At 64.1% G+C, this 11,941-nt stretch carries 9 protein-coding genes; 4 read left to right on the top strand and 5 right to left on the bottom strand.

The annotated features are described in order from the left end of the window. Nucleotides 1–5 precede the first annotated feature (5 nt). The 4 genes from RA20_RS11635 to RA20_RS11620 form a co-directional block, all read right to left on the bottom strand. Nucleotides 6–2,423, bottom strand: a complete 2,418-nt coding sequence (locus RA20_RS11635; protein ID WP_039128518.1) for an aerobic carbon-monoxide dehydrogenase large subunit — start codon at nt 2,421–2,423, stop codon at nt 6–8. Then, complete coding sequence (locus RA20_RS11630; RefSeq protein ID WP_039128515.1) at nt 2,420–2,914, bottom strand: (2Fe-2S)-binding protein; 495 nt, start codon at nt 2,912–2,914, stop codon at nt 2,420–2,422. The genes RA20_RS11635 and RA20_RS11630 overlap by 4 nt, the downstream gene beginning before the upstream one ends. A gap of 13 nt (nt 2,915–2,927) precedes the next feature. Further along, nucleotides 2,928–3,782 (bottom strand): FAD binding domain-containing protein, encoded by an 855-nt coding sequence (locus RA20_RS11625; protein WP_039128513.1) that lies wholly within the window; start codon nt 3,780–3,782, stop codon nt 2,928–2,930. Nucleotides 3,783–3,909: 127 nt separating this feature from the next. Beyond that, nucleotides 3,910–5,037: an MHYT domain-containing protein gene (locus RA20_RS11620; protein ID WP_039128667.1), complete on the bottom strand. Its 1,128-nt coding sequence runs from the start codon at nt 5,035–5,037 to the stop codon at nt 3,910–3,912. Between the two features lie 170 nt (nt 5,038–5,207). On the opposite strand from RA20_RS11620, the gene xrtT reads away from it, so the two are divergent. The 4 genes from xrtT to RA20_RS11600 are packed head-to-tail and all read left to right on the top strand — an operon-like array spanning nt 5,208 to nt 10,951. After that, complete coding sequence (gene xrtT / locus RA20_RS11615; protein ID WP_039128664.1) at nt 5,208–6,629, top strand: exosortase T; 1,422 nt, start codon at nt 5,208–5,210, stop codon at nt 6,627–6,629. Nucleotides 6,630–6,651: 22 nt separating this feature from the next. Then, nucleotides 6,652–8,682 carry a VIT and vWA domain-containing protein gene (locus tag RA20_RS11610; RefSeq protein WP_039128511.1) on the top strand — a complete coding sequence of 677 codons (2,031 nt, stop codon included), beginning with the start codon at nt 6,652–6,654 and terminating at the stop codon, nt 8,680–8,682. 11 nt (nt 8,683–8,693) lie between these two features. Next, on the top strand, nt 8,694–9,428 hold the full coding sequence (locus RA20_RS11605; RefSeq protein ID WP_241482245.1) for a response regulator transcription factor: 735 nt from the start codon (nt 8,694–8,696) through the stop codon (nt 9,426–9,428). Nucleotides 9,429–9,457: 29 nt separating this feature from the next. Continuing rightward, nucleotides 9,458–10,951 carry an ATP-binding protein gene (locus tag RA20_RS11600; RefSeq protein ID WP_039128508.1) on the top strand — a complete coding sequence of 498 codons (1,494 nt, stop codon included), beginning with the start codon at nt 9,458–9,460 and terminating at the stop codon, nt 10,949–10,951. Nucleotides 10,952–11,143: 192 nt separating this feature from the next. Here the strand turns inward: RA20_RS11600 and RA20_RS11595 are convergent, their stop codons facing one another. Beyond that, on the bottom strand, nt 11,144–11,770 hold the full coding sequence (locus RA20_RS11595; RefSeq protein WP_039128505.1) for a dioxygenase family protein: 627 nt from the start codon (nt 11,768–11,770) through the stop codon (nt 11,144–11,146). Nucleotides 11,771–11,941: the final 171 nt, after the last annotated feature.

The raw sequence follows: 11,941 nt of genomic DNA, 5'->3' as shown, positions 1-11,941 counted from the left end.
ATCCTTCACCCATGCAGGCCCAGGTCATTAGCAGTTTTCCAGATCCGCCAATGATCATGCGGCATATGTGTGTGGCGCAGACCAAAGGCCCGGAACGCATCCTGCACCGCGTTGGAGAAACAGGGCACGCCACCCACATGCGGGCTTTCACCCACGCCCTTGGCGCCGATTGGATGGTGCGGAGAAGGCGTTACCGTGTGATCCGTCTCATAGTTCGGCGTCTCCCAGGCGGTGGGCAGGAAGAAGTCCATCAGCGTGCCGGTCTTCACATTGCCCAGATCGTCATAAGCAATCTCCTGCCCCAGCGCGACCGCCAGCGCCTCGGTGAGGCCGCCATGCACCTGGCCCTCGATGATCATCGGGTTGATGCGGGTGCCGCAATCGTCCAGCGCATAGAAGCGGCGGATTTCGGGCACCCCCGTATCAACGTCGATGTCCATCACGCAGACATAGGCGCCGAACGGGTAGGTCATGTTTGGCGGATCGTAGTAGCTCACTGCCTCCAGCCCCGGCTCCACTCCCGGTATTGCCTGGTTGTAGGCGGCATAAGCGATCTCCTTCATGGTCTTGAACCGCTCCGGTGCGCCCTTGACCACAAAGCGGTCGACATCGAATTCCACGTCATCGTCATGCACTTCCAGCAGATAGGCCGCGATCATCTGCGCCTTTGCGCGGATCTTGCGGCCTGCCAGAGCCGTCGCGGCCCCCGCCACCGGAGTTGAGCGCGAGCCGTAGGTGCCAAGACCATAGGGCGCGGTGTCGGTATCGCCTTCCTCGATGGTGATGCTGTCGGCGGGGATGCCGGTCTCGCTGGCCAGGATCTGGGCAAAGGTGGTCGCATGCCCCTGGCCTTGGCTTATGGTGCCCAGCCGCGCGATGGCCGATCCCGTCGGGTGGATGCGGATCTCGCAGCTGTCGAACATCCCCATGCCAAGGATATCGCAGTTCTTCACCGGCCCTGCCCCGACAATCTCGGTAAAGAAGCTGAGGCCGATGCCCATCAGCTTGCGGGTCTCGCCGCGTTTGAAGGCCTCGATGCGCTCTGCCTGCTCGCGGCGCAGCGCGTCATACTCGACGGTCTTCAGCGCCTTGTCCCAGGCGGTGTGATAGTCGCCGGAGTCGTATTCCCAGCCCAGGGCGGCCTTGTAGGGGAATTGCTCCTTCTTGATGAAGTTGATCCGGCGCAGCTCAGCCGCGTCCATGTTCAGCTCAATTGCCAGAACCTCGATCATCCGCTCGATGAAATAGACCGCCTCGGTCACCCGGAAAGAACAGCGGTAGCTGACTCCGCCCGGCGCCTTGTTGGTGTAGACGCCGTCGACACCCAGATAGGCCACCGGAATGTCATAGGACCCGGTGCAGATGTTCATGAAGCCGGCCGGGTATTTGGTCGGATCGGCGCAGGCGTCGAAGGCGCCGTGGTCCGCCGTTACATGGCAGTGCAGCCCGGTGATCTTGCCCTCCTTGGTGGCCGAGATCCTGCCGGTCATCCAATAGTCGCGGGCAAAGGCGGTGGACATCAGGTTTTCCATCCGGTCCTCGATCCACTTCACCGGCTTGCCGGTGACGATCGAGGCCACGATGGAGCAGACATAGCCGGGGTAGACCCCCACCTTGTTGCCAAAGCCGCCGCCGATGTCGGGAGAGATCACCCGGATGTTGTGCTCTTCGATGCCGGACAGCAGCGAGGCCACGGTGCGCACCACATGCGGCGCCTGGAAGGTGCCCCAGAGCGTCAGCTTGCCGTTCACCTTGTCCATCGACGCCACCGAGCCGCAGGTCTCCAGCGGGCAGGGGTGGGTGCGGTGGTAGTACATGGTCTCTTCGGCCACGACCTCGGCGTTCTCCAGCACCTGATTGGTGGTTGCCTCATCGCCAGCTTCCCACAGGAAGATGTGATTGTGATGCTTGCGGGGGCCGTGCGCACCGTCAGCGCCGGGCTCCAGATCCTCGCGCAGGACCACGTCGGACTGCAGCGCCTCAAACGGGTCTACAAGGACGGGGAGTTCTTCGTAGTCGACCTCGACAAGCTCCACTGCGTCGGCGGCCACATAGCGGTCGCGCGCCACCACAAAGGCCACCTCCTGGCCCTGGAACAGCACCTTGCCGTCAGCCAGAACCATCTGCTTGTCGCCCGCAAGGGTCGGCATCCAATGCAGGTTCAGAGGTGCCAGATCCTCGGCGGTCAGCACGGCCACCACGCCGTCCAGCGCCATGGCGGCCTCAGTGTTGATTGATTTGATCCGCGCATGGGCGTAAGGAGAGCGCACAAAGTCGCCGTGCAGCATGCCGGGCAGCTTCACGTCATCGACGTAGTTACCCTTTCCCTGGGTGAAGCGGACATCTTCCACCCGCTTGCGGGAGCAGCCCATGCCTTTGAGGTTTGCGGAACGGTCGTCGCGGTCGGGGGTCATATCGTTCATTCCGCGGCCTCCTTGGCTGAGTTCATTTCAGTGGCCGCAGCCTGGATCGATTTCACGATGTTCTGGTAGCCGGTGCAGCGGCAGATATTGCCGGCCATGCCAAAGCGGATGTCCTCCTCCGTCGGGTCCGGGTTCTCCTCCAGCAGCTTGGTGGCGCGGGTGATCATGCCCGGGGTGCAGAAGCCGCATTGCAGCCCGTGATGCTCGCGGAAGCTCTCCTGCAACACGTGCAAAGCGTCGGGCTGGCCGATGCCCTCGATGGTGGTGATCTCGGCGCCGTTGGCCTGGGCCACGAACATGGTGCAGGATTTCACCGATTTGCCGTCAATGGTGACGGTGCAGGCACCGCAGTGGGAGGTGTCGCAGCCCACATGCGGGCCTGTCAGGTCCAGGTGCTCGCGCAGGGCATAGATCAGCAGCTCGCGCGGTTCGGCCAGAAACTCGCGGTCCTCGCCGTTCACCTTCAGTTTGATATGCATCTTGTCGCTCATCTCCGCTCCTCCCTCATGCGCGGTCCCAGGCGCGCTGGATGGCGCGGGTCAGGATGATGCCGGCCACATGGCGCTTGAACGCCACCGGGCCGCGGTTGTCCTCAACCGGGTCGATGTCGTCGAGAACGGCCTGAACAGCGGCGCTGACGGCTGCAGCGTCCACAGTGGTGCCCGTCAGGGCCTCACCCGCCGCTTCCGACCACACCGGCACATCGCTGAGGTTGGTCATGGCGATGGAGGCCGCGGTGCAGGTGCCGCCGTCCTTCTGCAGGATCACCGCAGCGGCGGCAGTGGCATAGTCGCCGATCTTGCGCTTCTGTTTTTCATAGGCATAGCCGCCCGCAGGTGCGTCAAAGCTGATCGCCGTCAGAACTTCTTCATCCTCCCGCTCGGTCATATAGGCCGCTTCACAGAAGTCGCGGGCGGACACAGTGCGTTCGCCATCGGGGCCAACCAGCGTGAACTCCGCATCCAGGCACTGCATCAGGCCCGGCATGTCGTTGCCCGGATCGCCATTGGCGACATTGCCGCCGACGGTGCCCATATAGCGCACCTGCGGGTCGGCAATCACCAGCGCAGCCTCGCGCAGGATCGGAGCCGCATCGGCCAGCCCTTGGTGCTGGATCAGCTCGTGCTGGGTGACCATCGCGCCCAGGGTCACACGGCCGTCTGCCACGGTAATCCCTTTCAGCCCGGCCACGTCCTGCAGGTCGATCAAATGGGGTATCTCTGCCATGCGCAGTTTCATCATCGGAATCAGGCTGTGCCCGCCCGCCATCACCCGCGCGTCATCCCCGTGTTCTTCCAAAAGCGCGATCACGTCGGCCATATCCGCCGGTCTGTGATACTCAAACGCCGCTGGTATCATCGCTTGTCCTCCCTCAACTGGCTGAGGGGAAGACTGTATGCAGCCGCGTGCTAAGGCCCGGGGATTTCAACCATTTTCGCGGTTTCCTGCACGAAATGCGAATAGGCGCGCACGAAATACGCGCAGCCTACACCCCCAAAGCCGCCCGCACGTCCTTGAGCCGGGAGCGCGACACCGGCACTTTGGCGAGGCCCGGGATATCGAAGTGGCAGACGCCGTTGTCCTTCAGCCGTTCAAAGCCGCTGACATGCGCCGGATTGATCAGATAGGAGCGATGAGTCTTGATGAAATCCGTCTGTGCCAGCCGCCGCTCGGCCTCGGTAATCGACCAGCTGCAGAAGTGCTGGCCTGATGCGGTGTAGAGGTGAGTATAATGCCCCTCGGCCCGGATCGCCGCCACCGCATCGGTGCTGAAGAACTGGGTGCGGCCTTCCTGCTCGTATGGGATCTGCCGCGAGACCGGAACCGCCTCGGCTTCCGGTTCCACATTGGCAGCGGGCTGCGGCGCTGTGTCTGCATTTGGCTGCTCCAACACAGCCGGCGACGGTTTCAGAAAAGTGACCCCGGTCAGCAAAAACGCGCCGCAGAGGGCAAAGCTGGTCAAAACCACGCCGATAGCCAGGGTTTCATTGCCGATCAGGGGGCCGACCTGGCTGGTTACCTCCAGCGGGATGAAGCTGGTGCCCGCAATGGCGATGAAATGCACCGTGAAGACGGCAAGACCGAAGCCGGCCGTGCCCAGCAGAATGTTGCGGTGGCTGCGCTCACCATAGGCGATTGAGAACGCCGCGATGTTCAGCACGCAGGACGCCGCAACCGCCATCGCAATACCGCCGGGCGTATACAGGGCCCGGCACAGCTCCAGCCCGGCCATACCGATGTAATGCATTGCCAGCACCCCAAGGCCCACTGTGGTTCCAGCCAAAGCGAGGGTCATCCGGGTGCGCTGCCAGAAATGCAGGATCAAGAGCGCCACACCAACCACCAGGATCGCCACCAGCGCCGAGGCAAGAGTGACGGCGGAGTCGTAATAGAACTGGATCGGCAGCTGCAGCCCCAGCATGGCCACAAAATGCATCGACCAAATGCCGCCGCCCAGCGCCACGGACGACAGAGCAATCGCCAGCTTCCGCTGCGCAAAGGAGCGCGCGGACAGTCCCTTGGTCAGCGACAGCCCCGTGAACCCCGCTACCAGCGCAACGAAAAAGGAAGCGGCCACCAGCCCTTGGTTATGCGTATAGTCCAGGACTTGCATGGCGGGAATCATTAGCCGCTCGCACAGCGCGCTGCAATAAACCTGTCGCGGTCGCACGCCAGCGGAGCAGATTGAGGCGGGCCAAGTGCAGCCCCGTTGCAAAGCAGCCTCTGCACAAACCCTGCACAACTTGACCGGCTGAGATGCACATCCGCCTGCAACAAGGCGGCATGGAACAAAAATGCGATACCCTGCTCTGGGGCGGCCTTGCCGCCGCATCGGCCCTCTTGGCCATTGAACCGGTCCGCTGGCTGATCGAAAGCTGGCACGACCCCTCCTACCAATCCGACGGCGGGCTTTACGGCTTGCTGCTGGCGGGGCTGGCCGGCGTGTCCCTGGCCAGCTCAGCGCCAAACGGCGAAGACCGGCGGGCGCGGGTTATGCTGCTGTTTCTGGCTGCGGCCTGTGTCCGGCTGGCCGGGCAGATGATGGCCGTCAACATCCTCAGCGCACTGGCGCTGGCGGTGGATGTCTTTGCCCTGGCGGCGTTCCTGCGGCTGGACCAGCGGCGAATTGCCTTGTCGCCGCTGTGGCTGTCGGTGCTGTTTCTGTTCTGCCTGCCGCTGGGGCCGATCCTGGAGCGGGTGGCTGGATTCCCTCTGCAAATGGTCTCGGCCCGGGCGGCCTGCGCGATGCTGACGCCGTTTTTTCCGGATCTGGCCTGCGAAGGCGTCCGGCTGCGGCTGAACGGGCTGGATGTGCTGGTCGATCTGCCCTGTTCCGGCGCGTCGGGGTTGCTGCAATTGATCAGCCTCTGGGCCTTTCTGAACGTGCTCTACCGGCCCGCCCTGCCCCATGCATTGCTGGGCGGTGCAGCAATTGCCTGCGTGGCAGTGCTAGGCAACGGGCTGCGGATTACCTTGCTGGCAGCCGGGCTGGCGAATGGCATCGACACGATGGCGCCGGCGCTGCATACCGGCATCGGGCTGGGCACCTTGGCTGCCGCAGCGCTGCCGGTGCTGCTGTTCTACCGTCCGCGTCCTGCACCGGCCGGGCGGCGGATGATGCCCGCGCTGTCCATCCCGCACAGGCTGCACTTCCCGGCTGCGGTAGTGGCCGTTGGCTTTGCCGTTGCCGTGGTCAACGCACCGCGCCAGCCGCTGGACCGTTCCGCTCCGGTCACCCAGGCCGAGCTGCCTGGCCAGCTACTGGGCCAGCGGGGGGAACCTGTTGCGCTGTCTGAAATGGAGCGCGCTTACTTCGCCTCTTATGGCGGCACCGCGCAAAAGGCGCAGTTCGGGCCTTTGGGCGTGAACCTTGTGCGCACTGCCTCGCCGCTGCGGCACCTGCACTCGCCTGCCACCTGCCTTTTGGGCATGGGCTACAGCGTGCGCTTTCTCGGCACCCGGTTCGAGCCGCTGCCGACCTCGGTTTACGAGGCAACCGGCCCCGATGGCCGCGTCTGGCATGTTGCCGTCAGCTTTGTCTCACAGGACGGCGCCCGCACTGCCGGGGTGGGCGAAGCCGTGTGGAGCTGGCTCAACGGCTCTTCCCGCGTCTGGCAATCGGTCCAGCGCATCACCCCGAAATCCTTGCCCGAACCGGACCGCGCCGCCTATGAGGCCGCGGTGCTGGCGGCGCTTGATCTGTGACTTTCCATAAGGAGTTTGACCAATGCGTATCCTGACGATTTTCCTGGCTGCCTTCATCTGGCCTGTTGCCGCCCATGCCGACCCCGGCCGCGATGATCTAGGCGGGCGGGTGGTGGCCCGCGCCGGCAGCGAAACCTTTGATCTGCCGCTTCTGGACAGCGCGCTGAAGGTCAGCATCCAGGGTGACATGGCCACGGTCGAGGTCCGCCAGACCTTCCAAAACCCCGCGCGCGTGCCGGTGGAAGCGGAGTACCTCTTCCCGCTGAACCAGAGCGCCGCGGTCTATGGAATGGTGATGCAGGTGGGAGAGGAAACCGTGCAAGCGGTGATCCGCAGGAAGGCCCAGGCCGAGGCGGAATTTGAGCAGGCCGCACAGGAGGGCAAAGCCGCCGCGCTGCTGACTCAGCACCGCCCGAACATGTTCACTCAGAACATTGCCAACCTGATGCCCGGTCTGCCGGTGGAGGTGACGCTGCGCTATGTGCAAATGGTGCCCAAAATCGACGGCCTGCACGAGCTGGTTGTGCCACTGATCGTCGGTCCGCGTTATCAAAGCCCCCAATTAGAGCCGCAAACGGCCAGCACGGAAGAGATCCCGCTGGAGGACGCCACATGGTCGGTGGACCCGCTGCCCGCCTACCCCCAGGTTGCGGGCCTGGACCTGCCTGCGACCGTCACATCCGAACGGGTGTCGCTGGACTTGACCCTGGAAAGCGGCGTTGAAGTCTCGGGCTTTCACAGCCCCTCCCACCCGCTGACCACCGCCGAAGATGACGCCGGCCTGACCGCTGGCTTTGCTGATGGCAAGGTCATGGACAACCGCGACCTGGTGCTGCGCTACGAACTGGGTGGAGAGGATTTGCAGGCCGCTGTCCTGTCGCATCAGGACGCGCGCGGCGGCTTCCTGTCACTGCTGGTGGAACCGCCTGCCGCTGCCGATGAGGCCACCGCCACCCCGCGCGAACTGGTGTTTGTGCTCGACACCTCCGGCTCGATGTCCGGCCAGCCGATGGCCGCCAGCAAACGCTTTATGGACGCAGCGCTGCAGGGCCTGCGCCCGGGCGACTACTTCCGCATCATCCCCTTTGCCAGTTCGGCCCGGCACTTCTCGGCCGCAGCCACCCCGGCAACCGCCGCGGGCATCCACAAAGGCCGCAAGTTCGTCTCTCGCCTCTCCGCCAGCGGCGGCACCGAGATCGACACCGCAGTGCGCTCCGCATTCGCGACCAAAAGCCCGGAAGACACCATGCGTATCGTGGTGTTCCTGTCGGACGGCTATATTGGCGACGAAGCCCGGGTTCTGCGCACTATCCGCAGCCAGATCGGCCAGGCCCGCATCTATGCCTTCGGGATCGGCAATTCCGTGAACCGCTATCTGCTGGACGCGATGGCAGAGGAAGGCCGCGGCTACTCCCGCTATGTCGCGCTGGACGAGGACGCGCTGGAGGCGGCTGAGGTCATGGCTGCAAACCTCAAGACGCCGCTCCTGACGGATATCGAGGTCGACTGGGGCGGATTGGAGGTCTCTGAGGTGACGCCTTCCCGCCTGCCTGACCTCTTCGCCGGCAGCAGCCTGCGGATCCATGCCCGCTACGAAGGCGCGCAGCAGGGGCAGATCCTGCTTAAAGGGCTGGTGCAGGGGCGGCCCGCGCAGATGCCGGTGCAGCTGACCCTGACGGAAGAGGCAGGCAATGCCGCGCTGCCGCTGGTCTGGGCCCGCAACCGCATTGCCACCCTGGAACGCCAGATAGCTGTCGGCGACCGCTCTGCGGCGGCGGAAAAAGAAATCACCCGCCTGGGGCTGGAGTATTCCCTGCAGACCCGCAACACCTCCTTTGTCGCCGTGTCCAGCCAAATTGTGAACACCACCGGCCAGACCGCTCAGGCCGCCGCCGTGCCGCTGCCCATGGTTTCCGGCGTGACGGCACAGGCTTACCCGTCGCAGGGGTTCTCGGGCTCCTCCTCACCCGAGCCCGAAGCCATCCTCGGTCTGGCACTGGTTGCGGCGATGACGCTTCTGGGCCTGCGTCCGCGCCGGGCCCGGCGGGCATAGGACCGCCGCTGATGCAGCTTCTGGTGGACAACCCGAAAACCGCTTGCGACAAACCGGACATGGAACCGCATATCCTGATCGTCGATGACGACCCCAAGATCCGAGACGTGATCCGCATCGCCGTGCAGGGTGCCGGCATGCGCACCAGCGAGGCTGCCAACGGCCAGGCCGCGCTGACCCATGTGGGGCGCGAACCCATCGATCTGGTGCTGCTGGACATCGGCATGCCGCAGATGGACGGGTTTGAATGCTGCAAGGCGATCCGGGCGCGCTCGGATCTGCCGGTGCTGTTCCTGACTGCGCAGGATGACGAGATCGACCGGGTGCTGGGGTTTCAGCTGGGTGCGGATGACTTTGTCGCCAAACCCTTCAGCCCGCGCGAGCTGGTGCTGCGGATCAAGGCCATTCTGGCCCGCGGCCGCCGCGCCCAGTCTCCTGTCCTGCGGCACGGGGCATTGGAACTGGATTCAACAGGTCATGCCTGCCGCATTGGCAGCGCGCCAATCGACCTGACGGCGACAGAATTCCAGCTTCTCGCCACACTCCTGCGCCACCCGGCCCAGGTGCATGACCGCAATGCGCTGATCGAGGCGGTCTATGGGGCCAATTCCACCATGTCCGGGCGCACAATCGACAGCCACCTCCGCAATGTCCGCGCCAAGGCGGCGCAGGCTGGCTGCACGGACATCATCATCACCGTTCATGGCGTCGGCGTGAAACTGGGCGGCTGCACGTGCCAGGGGTGAGGCGCATTCACCGCAAATGGCGGCCCTCAATGGCGCTGGTGGTGGCGATGGTGTGCTGCGCGCTGGTCTCGATCCCGCTGGCGGCGATGCTGACAGTGCGGCTGACCTCCAGCCAGTTCGTGCGCGAGACCGAGCAGGCGCTGCTGCAGCAGGGCGCGATCTATGCCGAAATCTATCGAAACCGCTTCGAAGCCGCCGAGGGCCTCAGCATAGGCAGCATCCCGGAAAAGGAAGTGCTTGAGTTCTGGGCCAGCGATCTGCGTCCGGCGCGGGCAAGCATCAACCTGCGCCGCGACCCAGTGCTGCCGCCGATGCCCGCCGGCGCTGCAGCCGGGCCCCTGTCCGACCCGCGCCACCGGGCACTGCTTCCCGCACTGATCGAAATGGCCCGGGAAGCGGGTAAAAGCACCTTGGCCGGGGTGATCTTCCTGGATCACGAGGGGAATGGCACCGGCGAAGAGGGGCTGCGCTCCCATGCCGGTCTGCCTGAGGTGAAGAAAGCGCTGGCCGGCAAGCTAGGCACCACCTTGCGCGCTCGCGAAGACGCTTATGGCCGCCACCCGCTGGCCTCGCTCAGCCGCGACACCGGCTACCGGGTCTTTGTCGCCTATCCGGTGCTGTCGCACGGCCGGGTGATCGGCGTGATCCTGCTGTCGCGCACGCCGCTGAACCTCAGCAAATTCCTGTTCCGCGAGCGCGATGCGCTGATCATCATGGCGCTGTTCACCCTCACTGGCGCTGCGCTGACCGGCTATCTGCTGCTGCGGCTGATGTCGCGCCCGGTGCGCGGTTTGCGCGATGAGGCGCGGGCCATTGCCGAAGGGGGCAAGCCGCCCGCGCAGCCGCTGCAGCACTACGGGGTGCGCGAGCTGGCCGAGCTGGGCCAAAGCATGCTGTCGATGGCGGGCACTTTGCACAGCCGGTCGCGCGAAATCGCCACCTACACCGACCACGTCACCCACGAGCTGAAGTCGCCGGTCACTTCGATCACCGGTGCCGCCGAGCTGCTGTCAGAGCCTGCCCTGTCTGCCGAAGACCGGGACAGGCTGCTGGGCAACATCCGCAGCGAGGCCGCACGCATGAACACCCTGCTGACGCGCCTGCGCGAGATGACCCAGCTGCGTCAGGCCAGCAAGTCAGGACCCGGGCACTTGAAAGACATGCTGCCCGCGGTTGAAGGGCTGTCAGTCCGGATCCTTTCCCCGGGCGGCGCGCTTGTACCACTGTCTCAAGAACACGGTCAGGTCATTCTGACCCATATGGCGCAAAACGCCCGCGCCCACGGGGCCACGACGCTGGACTTGCATTTTGAAAGCGGATTGCTGCGGATTTCCGACGATGGCGACGGGCTTAGCGAAAGCGATATTCCGCGGCTGGCGGATCCGTTTTTCACCACCCGCCGTGAAACCGGCGGCACCGGTATGGGCCTGGCGATTGTGACTGCAGTTCTTGACGGCTACGGTGCGGCTCTTACCGCCACAGCCGCCCCGGAAGGTGCCGTTTTCGAGATCCGGTTTCCATGAAGCCTGGGCGGGCCCGAAAGGCTTTCCCGGCTGCCCCGCGCCCCTCAGAGTTCCACTCGAAACGTCAGCCGGAGCAGCCGGCAGGATTGCTGCAAGGCAATCGGATTGCTCGCGCCGATCCGGTGAAAGGGGAACATTTGAAGATGGCCGCCGGAGCCCTGCTCAAACGGGCCAGCGCCTCAGACTGACTGGTTAGATCACGACGTTCACTGTGGCTTCCAACCCGTTTGAGCCTGCAATAATCTCCATTGAAACTGAGGCCGCCTGTTTGGCGCTCATGCGCCGGTAAAGCCCATCCCGGTCATTCCCCGGATGATCCTTGAGGTAAAACTGGGTGGTCAGCAGCTCCCGGCCCTGTTCGAGCACCTTCACATGAATATGCGGTGTGCGGCCGGGATAGCGCGTTGGCTTGATGGTTCGGAAACTGTAGTTGCCCTCACGATCGGTGATGTCGTGACCGAACCCCTGGAATCCCTGATCCCGCGCGTCAGAACGGTTGTCGCTTGGATGCAGGTATTTCCCGTTCACGTCGCATTGCCAAATCTCAATGCGAAGCCCAGCAAGCGGAATGCCTCCCTCGTTTGTCACCTGGCCTTTCAATGACATCACTTCACCGCCCGCTTCGCGGACCAGGCCGGCGACTTTTACCAGATCGTTGTCAGCATCTGCCAACCTCATGGAAGGCTTTGGATAGAACGGTCCTTCTGCCGCACTCGGGGTCAAGCCGGTAGCAGCGCCTTTGCGCGGGAACACCAGCCCCGCAACCAATGCTGCAAAGCCTAGAACAGTACTTCTGCGCGTTCGTTCACCAGAGTTCATGACAAGCCTCTTCTCAAAAGACTAGTCATCCGCCATGGAATGGCAATGCAACACTGAACTCTGGCCCGAAACAGTCAAAGACTGGAAGTAGCCGCCATTCAAAGGCCAGGGCCATTTTGACGCCGGCGCCGAAAGCCCGGCCAAAGATTACAGCTTCATTCCCCCTTCCCT

The organism is Leisingera sp. ANG-Vp (assembly GCF_000813725.1).
In the GTDB taxonomy this organism is placed as follows: domain Bacteria; phylum Pseudomonadota; class Alphaproteobacteria; order Rhodobacterales; family Rhodobacteraceae; genus Leisingera.
The sequence above is the reverse complement of the archived record's forward strand: the minus strand, read 5'-3'. Positions and strand labels throughout refer to the sequence as shown.

Bases quoted from the DNA above. Each gene is read 5' to 3' on its own strand.
- RA20_RS11610 (WP_039128511.1), top strand. From the start codon at position 6,652: ATGCGTATCCTGACGATTTTCCTGGCTGCCTTCATCTGGCCTGTTGCC.
- RA20_RS11605 (WP_241482245.1), top strand. From the start codon at position 8,694: ATGCAGCTTCTGGTGGACAACCCGAAAACCGCTTGCGACAAACCGGAC.
- RA20_RS11625 (WP_039128513.1), bottom strand. From the start codon at position 3,782: ATGATACCAGCGGCGTTTGAGTATCACAGACCGGCGGATATGGCCGAC.
- RA20_RS11600 (WP_039128508.1), top strand. From the start codon at position 9,458: ATGGCGCTGGTGGTGGCGATGGTGTGCTGCGCGCTGGTCTCGATCCCG.
- RA20_RS11620 (WP_039128667.1), bottom strand. From the start codon at position 5,037: ATGCAAGTCCTGGACTATACGCATAACCAAGGGCTGGTGGCCGCTTCC.
- RA20_RS11630 (WP_039128515.1), bottom strand. From the start codon at position 2,914: ATGAGCGACAAGATGCATATCAAACTGAAGGTGAACGGCGAGGACCGC.
- RA20_RS11635 (WP_039128518.1), bottom strand. From the start codon at position 2,423: ATGAACGATATGACCCCCGACCGCGACGACCGTTCCGCAAACCTCAAA.
- xrtT (WP_039128664.1), top strand. From the start codon at position 5,208: ATGGAACAAAAATGCGATACCCTGCTCTGGGGCGGCCTTGCCGCCGCA.
- RA20_RS11595 (WP_039128505.1), bottom strand. From the start codon at position 11,770: ATGAACTCTGGTGAACGAACGCGCAGAAGTACTGTTCTAGGCTTTGCA.